Annotated in this window: 24 protein-coding genes; 7 read left to right on the forward strand and 17 right to left on the reverse strand. The window is 33.9% G+C overall.

The features are described from left to right. Positions 1-172: 172 nt before the first annotated feature. On the reverse strand, positions 173-586 hold the full coding sequence (gene exsM, locus AC3EMB_RS25775) for an exosporium regulatory protein ExsM (RefSeq protein WP_488517347.1): 414 nt from the start codon (positions 584-586) through the stop codon (positions 173-175). Between the two features lie 188 nt (positions 587-774). On the opposite strand from exsM, the gene AC3EMB_RS25780 reads away from it, so the two are divergent. Next, the gene (locus AC3EMB_RS25780) at positions 775-1,956 is read left to right on the forward strand and encodes a chromate transporter (protein WP_488517348.1); all 1,182 of its coding nucleotides are present in this window, start codon (positions 775-777) and stop codon (positions 1,954-1,956) included. 41 nt (positions 1,957-1,997) lie between these two features. Here the strand turns inward: AC3EMB_RS25780 and chbG are convergent, their stop codons facing one another. The 12 genes from chbG to AC3EMB_RS25840 all read right to left on the reverse strand — a co-directional run bounded on the left by chbG (position 1,998) and on the right by AC3EMB_RS25840 (position 15,205). After that, positions 1,998-2,702 carry a chitin disaccharide deacetylase gene (chbG, locus tag AC3EMB_RS25785; RefSeq protein WP_488517349.1) on the reverse strand — a complete coding sequence of 235 codons (705 nt, stop codon included), beginning with the start codon at positions 2,700-2,702 and terminating at the stop codon, positions 1,998-2,000. A gap of 49 nt (positions 2,703-2,751) precedes the next feature. Beyond that, on the reverse strand, positions 2,752-4,077 hold the full coding sequence (gene celF, locus AC3EMB_RS25790) for a 6-phospho-beta-glucosidase (protein WP_000145741.1): 1,326 nt from the start codon (positions 4,075-4,077) through the stop codon (positions 2,752-2,754). Positions 4,078-4,080: 3 nt separating this feature from the next. Beyond that, complete coding sequence (locus AC3EMB_RS25795; RefSeq protein ID WP_000989050.1) at positions 4,081-4,404, reverse strand: PTS lactose/cellobiose transporter subunit IIA; 324 nt, start codon at positions 4,402-4,404, stop codon at positions 4,081-4,083. Between the two features lie 183 nt (positions 4,405-4,587). Next, positions 4,588-5,892 (reverse strand): PTS cellobiose transporter subunit IIC, encoded by a 1,305-nt coding sequence (gene celB, locus AC3EMB_RS25800; RefSeq protein WP_488517350.1) that lies wholly within the window; start codon positions 5,890-5,892, stop codon positions 4,588-4,590. 16 nt (positions 5,893-5,908) lie between these two features. Next, positions 5,909-6,211 (reverse strand): PTS sugar transporter subunit IIB, encoded by a 303-nt coding sequence (locus AC3EMB_RS25805; protein WP_488517351.1) that lies wholly within the window; start codon positions 6,209-6,211, stop codon positions 5,909-5,911. Between the two features lie 323 nt (positions 6,212-6,534). Further along, the gene (locus AC3EMB_RS25810; RefSeq protein ID WP_488517352.1) at positions 6,535-7,839 is read right to left on the reverse strand and encodes a lanthionine synthetase C family protein; all 1,305 of its coding nucleotides are present in this window, start codon (positions 7,837-7,839) and stop codon (positions 6,535-6,537) included. A 54-nt stretch (positions 7,840-7,893) separates the two neighbouring features. Then, a complete protein-coding gene (locus tag AC3EMB_RS25815) occupies positions 7,894-9,207 on the reverse strand; it encodes a glycosyltransferase (RefSeq protein WP_488517353.1) in 1,314 nt (437 codons plus the stop codon). A 71-nt stretch (positions 9,208-9,278) separates the two neighbouring features. After that, entirely contained in the window at positions 9,279-11,078 is a 1,800-nt protein-coding gene (locus AC3EMB_RS25820; protein ID WP_488517354.1) for an ABC transporter ATP-binding protein, read from the reverse strand. Continuing rightward, complete coding sequence (locus tag AC3EMB_RS25825; protein ID WP_488517355.1) at positions 11,062-14,193, reverse strand: lantibiotic dehydratase; 3,132 nt, start codon at positions 14,191-14,193, stop codon at positions 11,062-11,064. The genes AC3EMB_RS25820 and AC3EMB_RS25825 overlap by 17 nt, the downstream gene beginning before the upstream one ends. A gap of 229 nt (positions 14,194-14,422) precedes the next feature. Further along, a complete protein-coding gene (locus AC3EMB_RS25830; protein ID WP_488517356.1) occupies positions 14,423-14,605 on the reverse strand; it encodes a hypothetical protein in 183 nt (60 codons plus the stop codon). 117 nt (positions 14,606-14,722) lie between these two features. Then, entirely contained in the window at positions 14,723-14,905 is a 183-nt protein-coding gene (locus AC3EMB_RS25835; protein WP_488517356.1) for a hypothetical protein, read from the reverse strand. Positions 14,906-15,022: 117 nt separating this feature from the next. Continuing rightward, positions 15,023-15,205, reverse strand: coding sequence for a hypothetical protein (locus AC3EMB_RS25840; protein ID WP_488517356.1), 183 nt, complete (start codon positions 15,203-15,205; stop codon positions 15,023-15,025). Positions 15,206-15,591: 386 nt separating this feature from the next. Between AC3EMB_RS25840 and AC3EMB_RS25845 the strand changes: the two genes are divergently transcribed. Further along, the gene (locus tag AC3EMB_RS25845; protein ID WP_488517357.1) at positions 15,592-16,665 is read left to right on the forward strand and encodes a polyamine aminopropyltransferase; all 1,074 of its coding nucleotides are present in this window, start codon (positions 15,592-15,594) and stop codon (positions 16,663-16,665) included. Positions 16,666-16,692: 27 nt separating this feature from the next. After that, on the forward strand, positions 16,693-17,064 hold the full coding sequence (gene speD / locus AC3EMB_RS25850) for an adenosylmethionine decarboxylase (protein WP_000456817.1): 372 nt from the start codon (positions 16,693-16,695) through the stop codon (positions 17,062-17,064). 159 nt (positions 17,065-17,223) lie between these two features. Here speD and AC3EMB_RS25855 read toward each other — a convergent pair whose 3' ends face one another. From AC3EMB_RS25855 to AC3EMB_RS25865, 3 genes are read right to left on the reverse strand one after another with little or no spacing between them, the layout of a single operon-like run. Then, positions 17,224-17,541: a PTS sugar transporter subunit IIA gene (locus tag AC3EMB_RS25855; protein WP_000379645.1), complete on the reverse strand. Its 318-nt coding sequence runs from the start codon at positions 17,539-17,541 to the stop codon at positions 17,224-17,226. A gap of 9 nt (positions 17,542-17,550) precedes the next feature. Further along, positions 17,551-18,852 (reverse strand): PTS cellobiose transporter subunit IIC, encoded by a 1,302-nt coding sequence (celB, locus tag AC3EMB_RS25860; protein WP_488517358.1) that lies wholly within the window; start codon positions 18,850-18,852, stop codon positions 17,551-17,553. Positions 18,853-18,866: 14 nt separating this feature from the next. Continuing rightward, complete coding sequence (locus AC3EMB_RS25865) at positions 18,867-19,169, reverse strand: PTS sugar transporter subunit IIB (RefSeq protein WP_001023543.1); 303 nt, start codon at positions 19,167-19,169, stop codon at positions 18,867-18,869. A gap of 223 nt (positions 19,170-19,392) precedes the next feature. Here AC3EMB_RS25865 and AC3EMB_RS25870 point away from each other — a divergent pair, with 223 nt between their 5' ends. From AC3EMB_RS25870 to AC3EMB_RS25880, 3 genes are all read left to right on the forward strand, one after another. Continuing rightward, entirely contained in the window at positions 19,393-20,610 is a 1,218-nt protein-coding gene (locus AC3EMB_RS25870; RefSeq protein ID WP_000649376.1) for a dicarboxylate/amino acid:cation symporter, read from the forward strand. A 171-nt stretch (positions 20,611-20,781) separates the two neighbouring features. Next, positions 20,782-21,939, forward strand: a complete 1,158-nt coding sequence (locus tag AC3EMB_RS25875; protein ID WP_095689992.1) for an acyltransferase — start codon at positions 20,782-20,784, stop codon at positions 21,937-21,939. 39 nt (positions 21,940-21,978) lie between these two features. Next, a complete protein-coding gene (locus AC3EMB_RS25880) occupies positions 21,979-22,359 on the forward strand; it encodes a VOC family protein (RefSeq protein ID WP_000610162.1) in 381 nt (126 codons plus the stop codon). A 40-nt stretch (positions 22,360-22,399) separates the two neighbouring features. Here AC3EMB_RS25880 and AC3EMB_RS25885 read toward each other — a convergent pair whose 3' ends face one another. Next, positions 22,400-24,400 carry a YhgE/Pip family protein gene (locus AC3EMB_RS25885; protein ID WP_488517359.1) on the reverse strand — a complete coding sequence of 667 codons (2,001 nt, stop codon included), beginning with the start codon at positions 24,398-24,400 and terminating at the stop codon, positions 22,400-22,402. Between the two features lie 134 nt (positions 24,401-24,534). Between AC3EMB_RS25885 and AC3EMB_RS25890 the strand changes: the two genes are divergently transcribed. Beyond that, on the forward strand, positions 24,535-25,419 hold the full coding sequence (locus AC3EMB_RS25890; RefSeq protein ID WP_322360297.1) for a LysR family transcriptional regulator: 885 nt from the start codon (positions 24,535-24,537) through the stop codon (positions 25,417-25,419). The last annotated feature ends 27 nt before the right edge of the window (positions 25,420-25,446 follow it).

A 25,446-nucleotide genomic window follows, 5' to 3' on the forward strand; every position in this document is an offset into this window, starting at 1 on the left:
TTAAAAATATCGACCGTAACGTGAGTTATATCAGCGATTATTGAAATATATCGGCGCAACTCAGATTATATCAGCGATTTTCAAAATATATCGATTTACCGACAATAATCGCTAAAACTAGCACCTTATATAATGAGAAAAGGCTGTTCCAACATATGGACAGCCTTTTCCTCTACTTCTTTACTTTTCTAACTCGCCCTCTTATTTCTCCTCTTTTTTGTGATTTCGTATGAACATTAACATATACATTTGCTTGAATAATTTCTTGAAGTAAATGTACAAATGATTTCCCTTGTAAAGGTCCCTCAAAATCCTCCACATTCACTACACCAGTAATACTTCCATCGTTCAAGCTAATCCCTTGCTCCAGTGGACCATACAAATATAAAACAACAGGACCAATTTGAGTAGACTTCCCTAAATGAATTTGACACGATGTAACCTTTTCTATATTTTTTAGTATTACTCTGTAATGCAATTTCGTTAAATCATCACTAAAAATAAACTCTGCTACCCCAAAAGCTTCTGTATTTACAGGAGGCACTTCCCTCTTACCTGTTAACCTGGCAAAGAAATGTGTTGTCATAAGGCATTCTCCTTATATAAATTTCCCAGCACTACTTCTACTACTTTATGGTTTAGACATAATCATTTATGACTTTTTCAATTTTAATTACAAAGAAAAGATTCACAAAATCTTTACATTAGATTTGTTCCTTTTGCTTTACCACTTCTTGTATAATGCACATAGCAAAAACATTCTAGGAGGTTATTTTGAAAAAAAACAAACACACCTTTCACACATTATTAGAGATTTTTCTCGTCTCATTTAAATTAGGACTTACTTCATTCGGCGGTCCTGTCGCTCATCTCGGCTATTTTCACCACGAATACGTGCAAAAAAGAAAATGGATGGATGAACGAAGCTATGGAGATTTAGTAGCGCTATGTCAATTCCTTCCTGGTCCTGCCAGCAGTCAAGTCGGTATGGGGGTTGGATTATTACGGGGCGGGCTTTTAGGAGCTATTATTTCATGGATTGGATTCACTTTACCGTCTGTCCTTGTTTTAGTTTTCTTCGCCTCATTCCTTAATCAGTTCGATCTTGGGAGTGCTGGCTGGATTCATGGACTAAAACTTGTAGCAGTCGCTATTGTCGCTCATGCCATATGGGGAATGGCGCAAAAGTTAACTCCAGATCGCAACCGTGCGACGATTGCGATTGTAACTGCCGCAATCGCCTTATTATGGCCAAATAGTTGGACGCAAGTCATCCTCATTATAATATGTGGCTTTATCGGCTGGTTTTTATATCGCAACCAACCAATTAGCCAATCTCAACATATAAAAGTACCTATTTCAAAAAAGATAGCAGTTTCTTGTCTCGTCTTATTCTTTGGACTATTACTACTGCTACCGATATTAAGACCGTTCTCTTATTACATCGCTTTATTTGATAGTTTCTATCGCTCTGGCGCACTTGTATTTGGAGGAGGACACGTCGTGCTGCCTCTTCTTGAAGGCGAGTTCGTACAAAACGGCATGATGACGAAAGAACAGTTCCTAGCTGGATACGGATTAACACAAGCAGTACCAGGACCACTATTTACATTCGCCTCGTATATAGGAGCAGTGTTAAACGGGACGCTTGGGGCAATACTCGCAACAATTGCGATTTTCCTCCCTGCTTTCTTACTCGTTATTGGTGTTTTACCATTTTGGAACAGTGTGAGAAAAATATCATTCATACAAGGCGCACTACTTGGAGTCAATGCAGCTGTTGTCGGTATTTTACTAGCAGCTTTTTATGATCCTATTTGGACAAGCACAATTATGAACTCTGTAGATTTTGTTTTTGCATCTCTTCTATTTTGCTTGCTCGCTTTTTGGAAAACACCACCTTGGGTTATCGTTATAATCGGGGCCTTTGGCGGATATATTCTGTCCATTTTATAAATAGAAAAAACGACGGCATGATGTAGCCGTCGTTTTTTCTATTAGAACCTCACAAGCTCTATTCCTTCTGGCAACTCACTCTCTGTTAAAATACGCAATTCCTTCACACGATTCATTACGTAAGAAGAACGCTTCACAAGCTCTGGATCAATATAAGCTGGATGAACCATAATTTCTACCGTTTGTTCACCTTGTACTCTTTCTTTTAACTTCACAAAGTAATCTTCCGTCACACCATCCGCATAAAAGTCACTGTAAAACACATCAGAAAATGGATGCACCGCTCTATCTTCCTCACAACGACGAATCGGAACATTATATTTAGCCGCTAATCTCTCTAGAACATCATGTAAAATCGGTAAACCATGCACATGATGATGACTATCTAAATGAGTTGGTGTTAATCCGTAAGATAAAAACTTCTCAATTTGAGCAATCCATTCTCTCTCAACTTCTTCTGGATTTATATTCCCTTCCCTTACAACACTTTGTTTATGAAACGATCCGTCGCTACCTACAAGTGATGGTACGTCTCCAAGAAGTGGTTCCCCTGCTGTTAATACGAGATGTACGCCTACTCCGAGTAGGTTGTACTCTTTCGCTAAGCGTACCGCATGCTCTGTTCCTGGCATATTCATCATCATTGTCGTTGAATTTACAAGTCCATTTATATGTCCATCAATAATGCCATAATTTGTACCCTCTGTAAGACCGAAATCATCTGCATTTACAATTAACTTAATCATCCTAATACCTCCTAATAGAATAAAAAAAGCGGGCTAAATAGCGCCGCTTTTACTTCTCTACCTTTTTAAAGAACTGTGGAAGATATTCTTTATGTGCTTCCAACATTTCATCTAAAATTTGTTTTGCAACTTTATCTGATGGTACAAGTGGATTGATTGTCATAGCAAGCAGCGCCTTATGATAATCCCCTGTAACAGCAGCTTCAATTGTTGTGCGCTCGAATGATTTAATTTGTTGTACTAAACCGCGAACTGGTACTGGAAGATCTCCAACTGCAATTGGTTTTGGACCTTCTTTCGTAATAATACAGTTCACTTCAACAGCTGAATCATGTGGTAAGCTTGCAATTGTTCCGTTGTTTCGTGTATTAACAGGCTGGATATCACCTTTATTATTGTAAATAGACGTAATTAAACTACATGCTGCGTCACTATAATAAGCGCCGCCACGTTTTTCTAATTGTGGTGGTTTAATATCTAAGTTCGGGTCTTTATATAACTCGAATAAATCATTTTCTAATTGTTTTACTACTTCTGCACGTGTACCTTTTTCAACAGAAGCTTCTTTTTCTTCTTCTAACATTTCACGTGTTTTGTAGTAATAACGATGGTATGGACATGGAATCGCACGAAGTCCTCGAATAAAGTCTGGCTCCCAGTTAAGCGCTGCGATATTTTCCATCGTAATTTGCTTTTCTGGATCTGTTACAAGCTCTAACACACGGTCCATTACACTTACGCCATCTAAATATACATCTAGTCCGTATACCATATGATTTAAACCTGCGAAATCAACATGAACACGACTCGCATCTACTTCAAGTAATCTTGCAAGACCCATACGAATTCCGATTGGAACGTTACATAGACCAACTACTCTTTGAATATTTGTATAACGAAGGACAGCTTCTGTTACCATACCAGCTGGATTTGCAAAGTTAATTAACCATGCATTTGGACAGAGCTCTTCCATGTCTTTACAAATATCTAGAATAACAGGAATCGTTCTCAACGCTTTGAATAAACCACCAGGACCATTTGTTTCCTGACCGATTACATCATATTTTAACGGGATTGCTTCATCTTTTGCACGTGCTTCTAATAAACCAACACGAAGTTGTGTTGTTACGAAGTCAGCATCTTTTAATGCCTCACGGCGATCAAGTGTTAAATGTATCTCAATTGGTAAACCTGATTTTTTCACCATACGTTTCGCTAAGTTCCCAACGATTTCTAACTTTTCTTTTCCTGCCTCAATATCTACTAACCAAATTTCACGAACAGGAAGCTCATCATAACGTTTAATAAATCCTTCAATTAACTCTGGTGTATAACTAGATCCACCGCCGATTGTAGCAATTTTAATTCCAGTCATGCTTTATTCCCCTTTCGCTTCAAGCTTTTTATAAAGATCAATAAACTCTGCTGCTAATTCTTTCACTGTAATCGCATTCATTAAATGATCTTGTGCGTGAATTAAAAGAACACTAATCTCTGTTTTTTCTCCTCTTGCTTCTGATTGTATGAGCTCTGTTTGGAAATGATGCGCTTCATTAATCGCTTCTTTCGCCTTTACCATCGCTTCATCTGCTTCTGCCATTTTCCCCTGTTTGGCAAATTGAAGTGCCTCCATTGCAAAGCTTCGTGCATTGCCACTATTTAAAATCAATTGGAATGGAATTTGTTCTGCTGTAGTCATCATAATTACCGCCCTCTCTATTATGGTTCAACCGATTTAAATACCCCTTCAGTTTGAACATCTCTATTAAAGTTTTAATTTATTAATGATAGTTTGGTGTTCTTGCAGATGTGTTTCATCTTTTTGAACATGATATAAAGGTAATTGTTCTCACAGATCATGTTGTCTCTGAGAACAATTATTATGTTACATAGGTACAGAGTTGTTATTTCCTTGTGCAGCTTTTTCTGTACGGATAACTGAGCGATCGCATGCGACAACGAATGGGAAGTAAATCGCCATTGCAATAACAAAGTTGAACAATTGTAAAATCGCACCAGAAGGATGTAAACCTGTTACAAGATATCCACTAATAATTGGTGGAACGTTCCATGGAACCATCGCTACTGTTTTTGGTACCCATCCTAAGTAAATTGCTGTATAAGATGTAATAACTAACACAACAGGTGTTAATACGAATGGGATGAATAAAATTGGATTTAAAACAATTGGTGTACCAAAGATTACTGGTTCATTAATGTTGAATGCGCCAGGCCCAATCGATAGACGAGATACACCGCGTAATTGTGCACTTTTCGCTACAATTAATACAACAACTAAGAATGCTAATGTTGCACCAGAACCACCAAGATATACGAAAGTATCAAAAAATGGTTTTGTAATAATATTTGGAACATCAAATGCAGATGTACCATCTTGGAATAACTTAATATTTTTCTCTAATGCCGGTAAGTAAAGTGGCTCAATAATACCCCCAACAATATTTGGACCATGTAAACCAAAGAACCAAAGTACATGTACTAATAATGCAATAACAATTGCACTTGGTAACGTACCCGCTAAACCTTGTAATGGGACTTGTAACGTATTAAAGATATACTCATGAACACTTGTACCTGCTAGTTTCACTGCTAATTGAATACTTGCAATACCCGTTAAAATCACAAATGCTGGAACTAATGCAGCGAAAGATTTCATTACTGCCGGTGGTACACCATCTGGCATTTTAATTGTAATGTTTCTTTGAACAAAGAAGCGGAATATCTCCGTTACGAGTATGGAAACAATAAGTGAAACGAACAAACCCTGTGCGCCTGTCCAAAGCATATTTATTCCAGCTTCTTTGGGTGTTGTTGGTGTAAGAATAATTAATGCACCAAACGAAATAATACCTGCTGACAATCCATCAACGCCATAAGATTTTGCTAAGTTATAACTTGTAGTAACTGCAACCATCAGAGCTAATACCCCGAAAGATCCTGTCCACATGCCACCACCAATTTGTTTCCAAGTTTCACCGAATAAATCTTTCATAAAATCTTGGAATGCCGGAATTGGTAAACCATTAACCAATACTGCCATCGAACCAACTAAAATAAGTGGCATAACTGCAATAAATCCATCTCGGATCGCAGCCAAATGACGTTGCGATCCGATTTTACCAGCAATCGGAACCATGTACTTCTCCATAAATGCAATAAAACGTTGCATTTTACTTCCCCCCTAATTATTTTTTAAGTGTTAACGCGTGATCTAAAACTGCTTCTCCGTTCATCATGCCGTAGTGCATTGGATTAATAACATCAACTCCGACATTCTTTTCATCAGCAAGCGCTTTCATTGAAGAAAGCATATAACGAACTTGTGGTCCTAGTAATAATACATCTGCTTGATCGATATTCGTTTTTACTGCATCCCCAGATACAGCCCAAATCTTTCCTTCTAGACCGCGAGCTTTTGCAGCCGCTTCCATTTTTGTAACTAGTAAACTTGTAGACATCCCTGCTGAACAACATAATAAAATATTCATTCGAAAATCCCCCTTGTGTAGTATAAAAAATTTATGTTTATTTATTTTTCTTTACGCTAATTATTAATGCAAGTAGCGTGCCAACTTTTAATCTCCGCTTTAAATCAAGCTTTTTATAATATATCTTATACTGTGTTTTATATCCTATATATGTGTGTTGCATATTATATGTATGTGTTTTATAGTAATCTATCCAGTGTGTTATTAATCCAATAAATTCGAGCACACTGTGTTGTTAATAAATAAAATAAAACACGTTTACCTATTAAAATTACTAGGAAAACATGTCTTATTTTATTTATTAATTATTTTTTATAGAATTCTTATTTCAACATTAGCATTTGCGAAAATACATCATTTTCTATATCATTTTCATATGACAGTTTCGACATTAATATAGACATCGTTCCTTCCAATATTGAAAGTGAATTTATTTCTTGTACGTCTCCTAATTCTTCAACAAAATCATATTTCTTATATAAATAAATGCTATCTTGATTTCTATAGGACTCTATCTTGCTCATAATTTTTTTTGAATACTCATCAAAAATTATAATCCCTGTATCTTTATAAAATAAATTTAAAATATGAAAAGCTCCGGCATAACCATGACAAAGTGTCGGGCAATTAAATCCCAATTTTTCTATTTTCTTTTCAGTTAAACCTAATACCAATCGCTTCGAAAATTCTTCTGTTGCTTTATCTTCAATAGCCTTCGAAGCAATATAAAGTGAACGAGCAATCCCTAATTCTCCATAGCACCAACTCGGTCTTATATTATAACCGGAAGATTTTATTAACTCTCCATCTTCATTAAATGTGATTATTTTAGGCCATCTCACCAATCCATCCTCTTCAATTTGAAAAGTTTTATATATGCTCATAAGGCTCTTAATGGCTTCTTTTTGTCCTTGAACTACAACTTCCTCTAATATAGAAATTGACAAAAAACATAAAGGAGCTGCAATTCCGTGTGCCAAACCAAGATCTAAATAACCATGTGGTAATTCGTTCTTATCATCAAGGTTTATAATATTTTCTCCTGAAATATAATAATGATTTAAATTTACATTTTTTATTTCTAACCCCTGGCAAAGTCGGACTAAATATTTAATTAATCTTCTCAGTACGCACTGAACAGCTTTATCTTCTTTATATTTTATTAAATATCTCCCTATACCACTCAATCCATGGAATAAATCATAATGCCTAACTGTAACGCTATTCTCTTTCTCATAATGATCTAACATTATAGTTGTTTGTTGTAAAACCACTTCATTAACTTGTCCGATAAATTTACCGAAATTTTCTCCTTTATTAGATAATAAATTAGCTAAATAACCAATTCTAGCAAAACCATACCATGCCGATGGCCCCAGATTAATGTCCTTAATTAATAAATTAATGTCTTTTAAAAGCTCTTCCGATCTTGTCATATACTTTTCTTGTAAAGATTTTTCTTCCATAGTAATGCCTAAATAACCACTAAATAATGCATAATCTAATATAAACTGCACTTTATTGAATACCCCTTCTTTTGGTATATTCGTATGCTTATTCTTTATATAATCGTGATTTAATTTCTTTTCAAAATCTATATATTGCTTTATATCAACAGAAACCCTCATAACTACCCTCTTTCAAGTTAAGTACTTTTAATTATGGACATATAAACTGCTTACTCATATATTCCTTAACATATCAACAACTTTGTTTAACATCTGCTCGGAATTTGTCTCGCATAATTTATTTTTATATAAATTCATATTTTTTTTATACTTATCATTATTCAATAAATCTAGTAGCATTTCACCTGTAGTAATATAGTTTTCACGCCTTTTATAAATGGTCCATCCTAGGCCTAATTCTTCTATTAATAATCCATTTAAAGTTTGTTCAGCTGAAATGGGAACTACCAATATAGGAACCTGATGGTATATTGATTCCAAGATACTATTAAATCCTCCGGTAGATATAAATACATCTGAATGTTTTAACACATATTTTTGTGGTACATATCTCCGAATCATTAAATTTTTCATGAAATATTCTTTTCCTAAAAACCCCTTAATCTCATCCTCATTTTTATTCCAGGAAATCAAAAGTTTATATTCTGTATTTTTAAATGCTTCTATAATCCCTAAATAATATTCATCTGGTGCCGTAAGAAAGGAACCCGTAGCAACATATACTACCTTTTGATCTCCTTTTAAAAATTGTATTAATTCTTTTTCTTCTTCACCTATTACCTCTTCACGAAGGTTATTTAAACTAGGTGGAACAATAATATATTTATTATTAACATTCAACTCTTTAGGCTGAAGAAAATCTGTTGAAAAAATGACATTATATCTTTCATCTGGATCAAACTGATTATATGCTGGAATCTGGAATGTATTGAATTCTTTTGCTACATCTGCATATATCTGAGTTGCATTAGAATAAACATTTTTATATTCATTCTCAAGGATTCCTTCTTCCCATTCTATAGTTTTTAAAAAGTGTGAATAATAATAATTAGGATTTTTATCGAATAACCTTTTTGAATAAAGATTATTTGTAATATAACCAACGCACGGAATATTCAACAATCTAGCTATTTCTTTACCAACTATATCAACTGCATCTCTAAAAATAACGTCTGGTTTAAGTTCCTTTAAAATATCTAAAATATTCATGTTATCATTAATATCATAATTATATACGCTCATTATATCCTTGACTAAGAGGTATCTAAATAACGTCAAGTCCTTTTTTCCAGTCAAATCTACTGCATTCTTCTCATCTAAAATCATTTTTTCTCGTTCATATCTAGTTTCATAAAAGTCCTTTGGATATTCAATAAATTCCGCCCCTGCATTTACAATTTTCTCCTTATGCTCTAAAACAGATATACAGTATAATTCATATCCTTCTCGCTTTAATCTCCTTATAACAGGAAGAATTGGATTTATGTGGCTTACATGCTTATGTGTAAAAAAAAGTATCTTTTTCAATTTAATCCCCTCTTTTCCCATTTAAATACTCAAATAATATTGTTCATAGCTCTCCTATACTTACTAAAAATCTAAGTATTAACTACCTTTCCAAGTTGTAAATTATATAACATTGCATACTGACCATTCTGTTCCATTAAAGATTCATGTGTACCATTTTCAATAACCTCTCCATTTTCTAAAACAATTATTTTGCTAGTAAATTTTGCGTTAATAAATCGATGTGTAATAAATATACCTATCTTATCTCTTGTTAAATCTGAAAAATTTTTGAATAAATTAAATTCTGATATTGGATCTAATGCCGCTGTTGGTTCATCTAGGATAAAAAAGTCTGCTTCTCTCATGAAAGCTCTTGAAATAGCTAATTTTTGCCATTGACCACCAGATAACTGCATGCCATCTTCAAACCATTGTCCCACTTGTTGCTCGTACTTATGTGGAAGTTTCTCTATAAAAGCATGTGCATCAGCGTTTTTACTTGCCTTCAATATCAACTCTTTGTTCCCAATTTGATTCAAATTACCAAATCCTATATTATCTTTAATTTGGAACTGGTATTCATTAAAGTCCTGAAAAACCACTGACATCTTTTCTTTTAATTTTTCTACATTAATTTCTTTAATATTAATATCATTAATATATATACTTCCTGTGTAATCGGTATATAAATTCATAAGTATTTTGATTAACGTTGTTTTACCCGAACCATTTTGACCCACTAAAGCAACTTTATCCCCTTTGTGAATAATCAAGTTTATATCCTTTAAAGCATAAAAATTCGCTCCTGCATATTTGTATGACACATCTACTAACTCAATTTTCTTAATCTCATCTATAATTATTTTATTTTCACACTTTTTCTCATCATCATTTTTGTATTTCAAAAAGCTTATCAATTGCGATGCATATAAGCTATCTTGATGAAGTGAATAAAATTGATTAATAATTAATTTCATATTTTCTTCTACCATAGATGTTGTTCTAATGTAAGTCATTAAATTACCTATTAAAATCTTCCCGAGAAAAGATTCAAATATGGCAAGTAAAACAACAAAATTCGTGAATAGTATATTCAATATTTGGAAAATAAACGTGAATATTCCTCTTCTTTTTGCTAATAATTTATTTTCTAACAAGAATTTATATCTAATCTCCTTGAACTTTGATATCAAAAAGTTAGATAACCCTAAAGATTTTACCTCTTTAATAAATACATCTTTAGTTAACAAATGCGCTATATACCATGTTTTTCTTTCGTATTTTGTACGATTATAATGTACTAAAAATTCTTCCTTACCAATTTTAAAGAAATATATACTTGATATAATTGGAAGAACTAACACGATTAACAAAATCCACCAATGCCATATTGCAAGAATAGATATTGACATAAATAACTTAATAAAAGCTGAAAATAATGATAAAAGGGAGGTTAATATCTTAAATGGCCTCAATCCCGCCTCTTGTTCTGCTCTTTGCATCAGATCGTATATTCTAGGATTTTCGAATTCCTTTAAATTAAGTTGTTTTGTTTTATTTAAGACCTCTAAATTCAATTCGTAAGCTAAATAATCACTATACACAGTTGAATAGTAACTGTTTAAGGAAGTTATAATCTCACTGATTACTTCTACTAATACGAATACTGCCATACTAATAATAATGATTTTAAATGAGCCACCAGATTGAATAGTATTCATTATTGTTTGTGTATTTATCAAACTAATGAAAGGTAAAAAGCCCATTACAATTACTAAAAAAATATTAATAATCAAATATTTTTTTTTAAACTTTAAAACTAAATTTATAACATCGATAATATTCTTTAATGAATTAAATATCTCTTTGGCCTTAAATTTTGTTCGCAAGATTTTTCCCCTGCGCTTTCCTATAATTTAGAATAGAACTTAAAGAATGCCTAACTAGAGCAGTCCCTTTATTCTCCTCTTCCCTATTAATTCCGAAGAATCTATTAAAGTGCATATGAATTAAACTTAACATAATCCTTCTTTTGGTATTAGCTAGTTGTTCTTTTGCTTCATCACGTTCAATTTGATCCCATAATCTTTTTATTGCTGCCCTTCTTTGTTCTAGAATATTTAATAATTGGCAACCTTCTTCGCTTTCCTTTAAACTTTTCCATTCTTCGCTTGAATTTAGTAAATTCATGTACTCTTTTCTTACAGGTCTAAATTCATCCTTATAAGCATTTTTATCCACTACTGAATCTAATATCTCGAATTGTTTTTCGAGTGGAATTCCAGCATCATGCATCAACTTACAGATTGATATAACTATAATTTTAAACTTATCAAAAGCTATATCTTTTAATTCCATCTTCTTTAGAATATCCATTACAACCATACTGTCATAATAGAAAAACTCTTCAGCTAATTCGATACAATTCTCTCCACCATAACGCTCTATTTCTCTTTCATAACTATCAAAACTAAAATTCTCCATTACGCCTAAACTTTTAAGTTCTTTAGCAAATAAAGACACCTTTTTTAGCAGGTTATTCATATCAACGCCTTCATTTAATTCAAAACGTATTCTCAAATGTTTTCGAGAATCTTTATATCGAATAAAGAAAAACTTTTGCGCTAGATTTGAAGCCAGCATGTCATTAGTAAACTTAGAAATATACTTAGAAATAATTTCATCTTCCAAATCGGGATGAACATAGAGTTTTAAATACAACCATTTCGAGAAGGGGAAAAAGTTTCTTTCCACAATATCTTGATCCTTTGTTAAACAGACAGCTTCTTCAATAATCTCTGAATCTATTGAAGTGTTTCTTTCCAAAAAGAATACAAATTCACTTAAATAACTATTTCCTCTATTATCTTCAATTAATAAATTTTCAGCTTTAAAATTATTCTCAACTAATCTTATTTTTTCATTTTTTTTATATAAAGAGTACAATAAATCACAATGGGCTTTATCTTCTAAATTAAGCAATAATCTTTGATCCCCCTCTTGTGCAAATACAATACAAGGTATCGAATGTTTCTCCCTATATTCTTTTAACTTATTATAGAATTCACTTCTATTAATCAATTTATTATTTTTCTTAAATACTACAGAATCAAGAAGCCATTCAGCTGGACTTAATATAAAATTTTTATATGAGATTCTAGGGAATCTTATATATTGACTCGAAATTTTGTCTAAAGCATTAAAAAAGGTAAACATATTTTTATTTCTTGTCTTACTTACATCAATAAGAAATCTTAGCAGTGGTGGGCTTAAATATCTATTAACCTTATTATTTATATTAAACGTTACTTTTTTATTTAATTTTAATGACCTGAAATAGAATTGATCTTCATAAATACTTACATATATATCATCTAAATCAAAGGTTTCTTTCCCTAAGGGTACACCACTAGTACCGAACTCCAAAATATAATCTCGGAAAGTTTCACAAATTAAAACATTACCTAATCGACCTTTTTGAGGAATATATGTTACTTCTACTTCTATTTCACCATCAGGAACATCGGCTTTTTTTAATTGATTAAGCATACTTTTTTTATCTGCAAATAAATTTATAAATCTCCCTAGAGATTCTCCAGCTACCGTACTCCCAAATAGAGGGCTCACTATATATTTGTCTTCCACATCCTTCACAGGGAAAAGGGCAATTTCTGTAGATCTTGGCAAATTTTTTCCGTTTACATCATTATTTTTTTTATAGCGCTCTATAAATTTTTCCGAAATTCGAATTTCATTTCCTTTATTCTCTATGCAATCAACAAATTCATTGAGCATATATTCTTTAAGCTCTTTTTCATTACTCATGAATTCTATATATGGTTCATAGTAATTATTATCAATTTCTGGCATACCAATTCCAGATACTTCATCAATTACCTCAAGTAATCGTACCTCTCTATATCCATACTTCTCCAAAAATTTCAATTTGTATTTTTCTATATAATTATATAAACTAAAGTCAGCAAACGTGGATAAAAAACCTACTAAATCTTCAACCTGGTCCTTCATTTTATAATTCAGAGAAATTTGATTCTCATTGTTATACATATCGACTTGTAAATAATTTTTGCATTCCTCCATACATTCCATCTTTTTTAATATTTTTTGATAACAATCAATTCCGTCCCCAATATCCAATTGATTATATTCTTCTATTTGATTTTTCACTTCAATTAATTGAGTAAAATAATTTTCACTAACTTTATATTCATTTAATTTCTTAACAAAAATATCAAATTGTTCACTATGTACCAAACTAGTCCTTAAATTACTTATAAGAAATTCTTTATCTATTAAACTGTTTATAAAACCTGTGAAAATTTCCTTAGGAACATCTTCATAACATGCTTCTAATTTTTGTATTAATTCTCTTACCGAAATAAATTCCATTGCATTATCAAATACCATTTGAACAGCCTTAGTCTTATCTATACTAACCTCCCTATTTATTTTTTTCGTTTCCTCAGTGGATTTCTGAAAATACGTAGTCCACGTATTTAATTTTTTATAACCTTGATTTAGTATTGTATTATTAATCTTTACTTTTAAGTCTAACCCTATAACATCTTCAGATTTTTTTATGACCTTAAATAACCATTCCATATCCGGTCGAGCTATTTTTTTAACGCTAGAGTTTTCTCCAACATTTAACATTTCTCTCTTGGAAAATGTCCCTTTACTAATACCTGCTGATAATCCATAGGGTGTTGTCCGAGTTGCGTCTCTTATATAATATTTCAGCAATGAGCTAAGCTGCTTATCATTATATTTAAACTTACTTTCCACTAAAGATTGATATAAAGATTTAGATGATATTAAAATACTCTCCTGAAATCTTTTATCATTTAAAAATACATCATTCAGAAAATATTCGGTCTTATCTTTGTTAGTTTCTATTAAATCAAAATAATCATTGAATGGATTTAACGGCGTACGAAAAGCAAAAAACGGATGACATTTATATTTTTTTTCCTTACTAGACATATGATACACCTCATTTAAATTAATAAAATTGTTTTACTATTTTTCATTTGAGCCACCAATGAAAAAGTCAGAATAGAAAAGTTAAAATAAGTGTTTTATTTTTCTAATCCTCACTTTAACACTGATAGTAAAGGGCCCATTCTGATGAGCCCTTTATTAACTAACACATAAACAATTCTTATTTTAATTTAATTAAAATCACCTTACGATATTATATGAATTCCAATTGTTAGCATCTTCTCATACTGCATTTTCCATCTTCTGTTCCATTTGAACCTACACTTGTTAGACCCGCTGCAATTCCTGTAACGATCGCTGGTGTCGCTGGCGTAATATACAAATTCCCGCCTGCTTGTGCACTTTCTTTACTTACTTTTACATTTAAATCAAAATCTTTTAAATTTGATGACATAATTTTCTCCCCCTTTGTTTTGTAAGCACTTTCATTTTTATCTAAATATTTTTCCTTCTAACTATACGAGTAATAAGATTTTATTCCACTTCTAAATCCACTATTTACTCTTAATAACTAGCATCTTCTCATACTGCATTTTCCATCTTCTGTTCCATTTGAACCTACACTTGTTAGACCCGCTGCAATTCCTGTAACGATCGCTGGTGTCGCTGGCGTAATATACAAATTCCCGCCTGCTTGTGCACTTTCTTTACTTACTTTTACATTTAAATCAAAATCTTTTAAATTTGATGACATAATTTTCTCCCCCTTTGTTTTGTAAGCACTTTCATTTTTATCTAAATATTTTTCCTTCTAACTATACGAGTAATAAGATTTTATTCCACTTCTAAATCCACTATTTACTCTTAATAACTAGCATCTTCTCATACTACATTTCCCATCTTCTGTTCCATTTGAACCTACACTTGTTAGACCCGCTGCAATTCCTGTAACGATCGCTGGTGTCGCTGGCGTAATATACAAATTCCCGCCTGCTTGTGCACTTTCTTTACTTACTTTTACATTTAAATCAAAATCTTTTAAATTTGATGACATGATTTTCTCCTCCTTTCCGCTTTTTATTTTACTTACATTTACAATTTTAGCACATAATTACATTTTTTCAATATATTTTTTTATTTTTTTACATTTAACACCAATTCAGAATTTCTAATATTTACATAAGCAATTAGTATGCCAATTTTACCTCCTCCTCATCCTAATAGGCTTATTTAAGCTTTATTAACTAGTGTTTTAATACTTATACGCTTCTGTGTTGTAAAAAAATAGCAGTGTGTTTAATAATGACACACTACTACGGCTAAATTAATTAAAGACTACACAAAAAATAATACATACACATCCAATCATCCTTTGTCCAATCAAACTCTATTAAATTACATAGAGTAGAATAAAATAACACAATTCTAAAGGGGATTCCTATGCCAAAACATAGAAAACAAAGCAAAATAAAGATTTATAGAATTGCAAGCTATAAAAAAGAAAAGCGTTCTGAATTAGACTCTGACAAATTTGAACTTGAACAGCAGGAGGTAGAAGATAAGCAGGACAAGCAAGACAATCCAGTACAATCGGAAAATGTAGTCATAGTACCCACAGATTCACACAACTTAGATATATGGGATGAAATTTCTCTAAAGGAAATACAAGCTGGCGAACATACAAATTTATTTGTGGAACAAAGTAGTTATCAAAATATTAATTTGTTACAAGTTAGCGATATCCGTTTATATTTGGACAAGCAACTACAATTCAGTTCCGTCGATGAGCAAATTTATCATGAAGCACTGGTACATCCAATTATGTCAAAAGTAATTGATCCAAAACGTGTTCTCATATTAGGCGGTGGCGATGGCCTTGCCCTGCGAGAAGTTTTAAAATATGAAACTGTACTACATGTAGACCTTGTTGATTTAGACGAGGCGATGATTAATATGGCACGTAATGTTCCAGAAATAGTATCTTTAAACAAAAATGCTTTTTTTGATAATCGCGTGAACGTGCACGTATGCGATGCAAAAGAATTTCTAAATTCACCTTCATCTTTATACGATGTAATCATTATTGATTTTCCAGACCCAGCGACAGAGTTGTTAAGTACTTTATATACAAGCGAACTATTTGCTCGTATAGCTACATTCTTAACAGAAGATGGTGCTTTCGTCTGTCAATCTAATTCACCTGCTGATGCACCTCTAGTATATTGGAGTATCGGTAATACAATTGAACACGCTGGATTAACTGTAAAAAGCTATCATACAATCGTTCCTTCTTTCGGAACTGACTGGGGATTTCATATTGCTGCTAATTCTGCACATGTACTCAATCAAATTGAGCAATTATATGTAGTACCAACTCCTCGAACATTGCCTGCTATTCTTTTTCCTTTATTTCAATTTAAAGAAGAACATCTAGAACAACGTAACCATGCTCTTATAAATTCAGAATCGAACCTTATCCTACATCAATGTTACAAAACAGAAATGGAGTTTTGACGATATTATAGTAAGGAGTGCTGCCTTATGGAATATTCTACTTTTGGCAAGCATATAATAGTAGATTTGTGGGGAGTGGATTTTTCCCTATTAGATGATATTCACTTTTTAGAATACCATTTAGTTAACGCTGCAGATTACTCTGGTGCCCATGTTTTAAACGTAAGTAAAAAAGAGTTCCAGCCATATGGTGTTACTGTATTAGTGCTATTATCAGAAAGCCATCTTTCCATTCACACTTACCCGGAACAAAATTTTGCAGCTATTGACTGTTATACTTGCGGTACAACCGTTGAACCACAAATAGCGATTGATTATATCGTAAATATATTAAAACCGGAACGGATGCATATAAAAAGATTAATTCGTGGTATAGGAGAAATTGTTACTGCCGATTAATTATAACTCTTACTCATCCGAAAAAAGGAGGATTGTAAATACCATCAGTGGGATGAACATTCCACTGATGGTACAGGCACATACATAAAATGAAATTTTAATTAGTGAGAGTTTTACTGCCCGTTAATTCGAGATAAAAAAACCTTGCATAAGCAAGGTTCATTCATCCACCGACATCTTCCTATATAACTCTACAAACTCACTTGCTAATTCTTTCACCGTAATTGCATTCATTAAATGATCTTGCGCGTGTACCATTAAAAGAGTAACTTCGGTCTTTTCGCCACCAGCTTCTTTCTGGATAAGCTCCGTTTGTACACGGTGCGCCTCTTTTAATTCCTCTAGTGCTTCTTGTAATTTAGCTTCAGCTTCTGTAAACTCCCCACGCTTCGCACAATCAATTGCTTCCATTGAACAACTTCTCGCGTTTCCCCCATGCAAGATTAAATGAAAAGCTTTCGTCTCTATCGTATCCATTTTAGTTCTTTACTCCCCCTTTTCTTCCGCCAGTTTTTGTTTATCCCATATTTTTAAGAACGGTAAATAAATGAAGAATGCTAGCGCAAAGTTAACAAGTTGCAAAATAACACCTGAAATTTTCCCGCCCGATCCTAAATATCCACTAAAAAGAATAGGTGTCGTCCAAGGTACAGCGGCCCCACTCGGACGTGCGACCCATCCCCATTCCATTGCAAAGTAAGAAACAATTGTTAACACAACTGGAACTAATATAAATGGAATTAGTAAAAGTGGGTTCATTACAATCGGCATACCAAAAGTTACCATCTCATTAATATTAAATATACCAGGTGCAATTGACAATCTCCCTAAACTTTTTAATTGTTGACTTCGTGCAAATAGTAACATTCCGACAACTAGAGCAAGCGTTGCACCAGAACCGCCCATATAAATCCATAAGTCAAAAAACTGTGCCGTAATTGTATTTGGTACATCTTGCCCAGCTTGAAAAGCAACTCGGTTTTGATCCATTAAAGACAACCAAACGGGGCTCATTACACCACCAACAATAGTAGCACCATGAATTCCACACGACCAAAGAACATGAACAAGAATAACTGCTATTATTGCGCCCCAAAGACTAGCACCAAGTACACTAAGTGGTTCCTGTAAAATTTGTCCTACGATATTATGGATACTGCCAAAAGAAGTATTTTCTATAATTAAGCGTAAAATCCAAATAACTGTTACAACAATAAATCCTGGAACAAGTGCGGCAAATGAACGCGTGACAGCTGGTGGAACTGTCTCTGGCATCTTTATAATTATCTTTTTTTGTACAATAAACCGATAAAGTTCAGTAGATATAATTGCGATAATCATTGCTACAAATAACCCTTGGCTTCCCATTAATGCTGCTGGGATAGCGCCTTCTACAAGTACACTCTCTTTTGTACTTGGTATAATATATGCAACTTGAAATGGAGTCGCAAGTAAAAACGTCACAAGCGACAATGCCCCGGATGCTAAAGCATCCACTTTATAATACTCTCCAAGCCTGTAAGCGATTCCAAAAACAGCTATTAAAGCCATTATATTAAAAGTTGCACTAACTGGATACCCTAAAGCTCTCTGCCAATTCTCACCAAACAAACCTGCCATAAACTCGTTATATCCAGGTATCGGCAGTGCACTAATAATGAGGAAAAACGATCCAATAATTAAGAAAGGCATCGTTAAAATAATTCCATCTCGAATTGCTTGCAAATGCCTCTGCTCTGCAACCTTCCCTGCTACCGGCATCACGTACTTCTCTAAAAACCGTATCATCTATCCCACTCTCCTCATGGTTTCATTGACAAAGCTGCTTGCAAGATAGCTTCCCCATTACAAAGTCCGTAATGGACGGATTGAATAACATCAACAGGTATCCCTTTATCCTTACATAATTCTTTCATTTTCGGTAATAAATAACGTACTTGCGGTCCAAGTAAAAGGACATCAGCTTTATCAATATGACTATTCACTTCAGAACCTGATACTGCCCAGATTTTTACTTCTATCCCTCTTGCCTCTGCTGCTTTCTCCATCTTTGTAACAATCAAACTGGAAGACATTCCCGCTGCACAGCAAAGCAAAATATTCATTCTGCTTCCCTCCCCCTTTTTCTAAACCTAAGTTATGGTGCATCCCTTGCCACCAATAGGTTACAAATATATATGTCTAGATTTCCTGCTGTATGCCGAGCTTAAAAACAAAAATTTCTTGGTTTTCACGCTATTCCATTTATCCGTATTCTCCTAGTAAAGAGGACTCTAACTCGCTATAATGATTCAGTATGATTTTTTTAATTGATAGGAGGATATATTTATGAAGGCATATCGCTTTCCACTTATTTTATTATCTTCTATCCTAATTGGTGGTTTCATTGGTTATTTCATGGGTGCCGATGCAGTTGCTTTAAAGCCGCTTGGTGACATTTTCTTAAACTTAATGTTTACGATTGTTGTACCTCTAGTGTTCTTTAGCATCGCATCGTCTATTGCCAATATGGATGGATTAAAACGTTTTGGTAAAATTATGTCTAGTATGGCTGGGACTTTCTTATTTACAAGTATTTTAGCTGCTATTTTTATGATTATTGTCGTGAAAGTATTCCCGCCAGCACAAGGTGTTGTACTAGAACTAACACAACCTGACAAAGCCGGAAAAGCTGTTAGTGTTGCTGATCAAATCGTCGGTATTTTAACAGTATCTGACTTCTCGAAGTTACTATCTCGTGAAAATATGTTAGCTCTTATTTTCTTCTCTATCTTAATGGGGATTGCAACTTCAGCAGTTGGCGAAAAAGGAAAGCCATTCGCTACATTCCTACAAGCTGGTGCAGAGATTTCAATGAAGGTTGTATCTTTCATTATGTACTACGCTCCAATCGGACTTGCTGCTTACTTCGCAGCATTAGTTGGTGAATTCGGACCACAACTTCTTGGAACTTACTTCCGAGCGGCAATGGTATACTATCCAGCTTCTCTAATTTATTTCTTTGTATTCTTCACATTCTATGCATACCTTGCAGGTCGCAAGCAAGGTGTACAAGTATTTTGGAAGAACATGGTATCTCCTACAGTTACATCACTTGCAACTTGTAGTAGTGCCGCAAGTATTCCAGCGAACTTAGAAGCAACGAAGAAAATGGGTATTTCTTCAGACGTTCGTGAAACAGTTGTCCTTCTTGGTTCTACACTTCATAAAGACGGCTCTGTTTTAGGTGGCGTATTAAAAATTGCTTTCTTATTCGGTATTTTCAACATGGAATTCGAAGGACCGAAAACATTAGCAATCGCACTTGTTGTTTCTTTATTAGTAGGAACAGTAATGGGTGCTATTCCAGGCGGTGGTATGATTGGTGAAATGTTAATCGTATCTCTATACGGTTTCCCGCCAGAAGCACTGCCAATTATCGCAGCAATTAGTACAATCATTGATCCACCTGCAACGATGTTAAACGTAACAGCAGATAACGCTTGTGCGGTAATGACAGCTCGCCTTGTAGAAGGTAAGAATTGGATCAAAAACAAATTTGCTTAATAGCTAGAAAGAGGATGCTCATTTAAAGCATCCTCTTTTTGTCTTTATTTATTGATTAGTCGATACCACTCATTCTCTATCGCCACAAATTTGTTACAATCTTCACAAATATTCCACATCCATTATCCATTCTCCGTACTATAATCATGTATGGAAAAGGAGATGGAAATAATGACACAAAGCGCACCTGAATTTAAAGTTTTGCAAAGCATTGCATTTCTCGCTGTCGTTTTGCAAAGTTCCTTATTATATACAATGAATCAAGGAAATGTCTTACTTGAGCAATCCCTCATTATGGGCATGCTATTTAATCTTGCAAAATTCTCAGCACCAGCATTCATATTTATCGTTGGATTTCACTTAATTCGTCACTATACGAAGCAATTAGTATATAAAGAATATATTTCTGAAAAAGCGACACACTTACTCATTCCTTATTTCTTTTGGTCTATTCTTTACTTATTAACAACAAATGATCTTATTACATTACAAGGCGGAATAAAAAGTTTATTACTCGGAACAGCCGCGCCCCATCTTTGGTACGTTATTATGATGTTCCAAATTCACTTATTGTTCCCTTTACTATGCACACTTTTTTATTGGTTTCAAAAACGAACAGAAAATAAAAAAGACATATATAAATATATGACCTTTTTCGCTTGCCTATATTTTCTATTAATGTGGTTCTCTTCTCACTATATTTTTAATGGAGAAAAATTAACAAGTTCAACAATTTTACATTATACAGATCGATCATTTCTATTCTACTCATTCTATTTCGTTATGGGCGGCATTGCCGCTGTAGCACTAAAAACTTGGCGTCTATTCGTCATGAAACATATCCCGCTTATAACAATATTATTTTTCATCTTATTTTTATTCATCAATTATGAGTTGTTTAGTTTTTACGGAGCAAACTCTATTCATTTAACTGTTTCTACCTATTTAAAACCATCTATGTTTTTATATATCGTATGCGAAATTATCATACTGTATGTGTTATCTATTATGATAGTACAGCGTCGTGGTTTCTTATATAAAACATTACGTTTCATTGGAAATTACACGTATGGTGCTTATTTAGCTCACTTATTCTTCTTGCAACTATGCACAAAGTTTCTTTCTTTATTCACACTGCAAGAAAATACTATATTATATAGCCTATTACTATTTGTGTTAACGGCTATTATCTCTATTTCAACAATGTTCATTTGTAGCACAATACCATTTCATACTTGGATTACAGGTCCTTCTCCTACAACAAAGATGAAATGGACAAAGGTTGTATTCCGAAAAAATCATAAAAAACTATTCAAGCCATATATTTGATATAATGATACGCATATAAAAAGAAAGCGAGAGACACCTATGATTAATCAAGTTGGACAAATTATGCTATATGTAAATAACCAAGACGAAACAGTACAATTTTGGACAGAAAAAGTAGGGTTCCAAATTATTGCGGAAGAGAATAACGGAAACGGATTCCGCTGGATTGAAATTGCACCGGCGAAAGAAGCAGGAACAAGCATCGTCCTTCACGATAAAGCGTTAATCGCGAAGATGCAACCTGAACTAAACCTTAATACACCTTCACTTATGTTCTTCTCAAATGACTTAGACCGTCTATATAAAGATCTTTCTGAGAAAAATGTCACAGTTGGACAGGTTGTAGATTTACCTACTGGTAGAGCATTCAACTTTGCTGATAATGAAAATAATTACTTTGCAGTAATGGAACGCAAATAAAAAATAAGCTATCCGAAAAAATCGGATAGCTTATTTCATTTTAAGAAACTTGTTCTACATTCGTTTCTCTATGCTGTATATGACTCGTGATCCAAGCAATTCCACCGGCAACAACGAGATAACATAACAATATTAAAATTTGCATTTGTAATTGCGACCAATCTCCTAAAGAAATAACATCTTGTAATCCTCTAAGAGAATGAGACATTGGGAGAAACTGTCCAATTTTGCTAAGAACAGCTATGTTTAATTCTCCTGGGAAAGTACCTCCGCTCGTCGCTAATTGCAGGACAAGAAGCGTTACCGCTAAGAACTTTCCAACAAGACCAAATACTGTTACTAGCATAAGAATAAATGTCATAAACGTAAAGGAAATAACAATACTTGATAAAACAAAGAGTGGCACACTTGCGACTTCTAATTTCATAACACCTAGCACAACTACATCTACGAGTAGCGCTTGAATGAGTCCAATTAAATATACCAATCCTAGTTTATTAATAAAATGTACCGTTCCGCTTACCTTCATGTTTTGTCTGCGGCCAAGAGGTAAAATATTCGATGCCATAATTCCGCCAACATAAAATGCAAGTGATAAGAAATATGGTGCAATGCCTGAACCGTAGTTAGGAACGTCAGAAACTGTTGACTTCACTAACTGAACTGGCTCTGAGAACATCGTATTGCGTGCATCATCATTACGAACATCCGCTATCTTCTCTGCGCCCTCTCCTAATTTCGTAGAAAGTTCTTTCGCACCATCATCAAGTTTAACAAGTCCATTTGTTAATTTACTAGCACCGTTATTCAGCTCCGTTCCACCACTCGCAAGCTGATTTACACCTTCTTGCAGGGATGTAAATCCATTTCCCCACTTCATAAATCCATCAGCCAAATTCGATGCACCATCTGCTATCTTTTTCGTTCCAGCAGTAGCTTCATTTAACTTAAATCCGAATGCATTCATGCCTTCTTCAATCTTATGTTGACCATCAGTTAGCTTCTTCGCACCTTGTGTCAATTGTTGTTGGCTATTATTTAAAGTACTTGTTGCTTTAGCTAGTCCATTAGACGTAGCAACAATTTTTTGAAAAGCGGGATCTTGCTGCACTTCTGGATGATTTTTCACGTACTCTTCTAATTGTTGTTTCACACTATTGGCCGCCCCATCCGCTTTTACTTGCCCTTCAGCAAGCTTCTCACTTCCGCTCACCCATTCATTTGTACCAGCACTTAATTCACTAACTCCTGATTGTAACGTTTTTTCACCTTGTGCTAATAACTCCATACCACTATGAAGTGATGTCGCTCCTTGACTCAGCTCATTTGCTCCCCCCGTTAAGGCAGATTGGCTAGACGCAAGCTTGTCACTTCCTTCTTTCAATTTCGATGTCCCGTCACTTAAACGATCAATACCATTCGCAAGCTGATTCGCTCCATTTTTTGCATCGGTCGTTCCTTCATGTAACTTCTCAGCACCATTACTTGCATCACTCAACCCTTGTGCCAAATCTTGAAACTTTGAAAAAACACCTTCTGTATATGATTTCGTAATACTGTTTGAGATTTTTGTTTTCATATTTTCAACAGCTGTCGTTCCAATTTGAGCCGCTACAAAGTTTTTACCTGGATTTACTTTGTACTGCAACTTTGCTGGCTCTGGTTTCTCATCCATAAGTGTACTTACCTTTTTAGAGAAATCTTCCGGAATCGTAACAACCATATAATATTTATCTTCTTTTAACCCTTCATCCGCACTTTTTTCTGATACGAAATGAAAAGCCAATTCCTTATTCTCTTTTAAATTTTTAACAAAATCGTCTCCTGCATGAATTGTTTTTTCATCCATCGCAGCACCCTTATCTAAATTCACAACCGCAACAGGTAATTTATCTAATTTTCCGTACGGATCCCAATATCCAGCTAAAAAGAATCCTGAATAAATTAACGGAACGATTAATAAAAAAATTAAAGCGATACGTCCATGTTTATGGTGCCACATCGCTTTCCAATCTTTAAATATAAGTTTAATTCCCTTCATGAAACATACTCCTCTTCTAATTTAACACCCTTCGAATGGTTTAACAGATTTACTATACACGTCACTTTACATACTGTATAATACATCTTTAATTATTAATTCATTCCTTTTGGTCTATAGAAAGGAGACTCGAAATGGAACTGCTCCAGTTAAAATACTTTCAGACAGTTGCACGACTAGAACACATGACAAAGGCAGCTGAAGAATTGCATATCGCGCAACCTTCACTCAGCAAAACAATTGCTAGACTCGAAAAGGATTTAGGAGTCCCTTTATTTGATCGCCAAGGCCGACAGATTACTTTAAATTCTTTCGGAAAAGTATTTTTAAAACGAGTAGAACGTATTTTTCATGAATTAAGTGAAGGAGAACGAGAAATTAAAGATTTAGCCGAATTACAACAAAGCTCTATTACACTGGCCGTTTCTATTCCAAGAATATTACCAGAACTACTTGGCTCTTTTTTACTAGAACATCCTAACGTTCGATTCCAACAATTTCTTGCATCCACTCCTTCTATGAAACGACAACTAGATAATATAGAAATTGACTTTTGTATCTCCTCTGTGCCAATTGAAGGTGAGGAGATTGTTTGGGAACCACTTATTACAGAAGAAATTTTCTTAGTCGTCCCTTCAGGCCATCGTTTATCAGGCCGAAAAAATATCCACCTGCATGAAGTAAAAAACGAACCGTTTATTAGTATGAACACTGGCTATGGATTTCGACACTTAACGGATGAATTTTGCAAAGAAGCTGGTTTCACTCCGCATATTGCTTTTGAAGTAGATGAACCGACCGTGATTAGCGACCTCATTAAGCAAGGTCTCGGCATCGCTTTTGTTCCAAGTTTAACTTTATTAAAAAACTCTACTTTAGCATCAAGCAAGTTGCGTATTATTGAACCCACTTGTCAGCGAACCATCGGATTAAGTTGGTCAAAAAAACGTTACTTATCAAAAACAGCTCAGCAATTCCGTGAATTTGTGATTGACTACTTCTCTAATATTAGAACGTAAAATTATATGAACAAATAAAAGGTGCCA

It is taken from the genome of Bacillus sp. LQ16, from assembly GCF_057784645.1.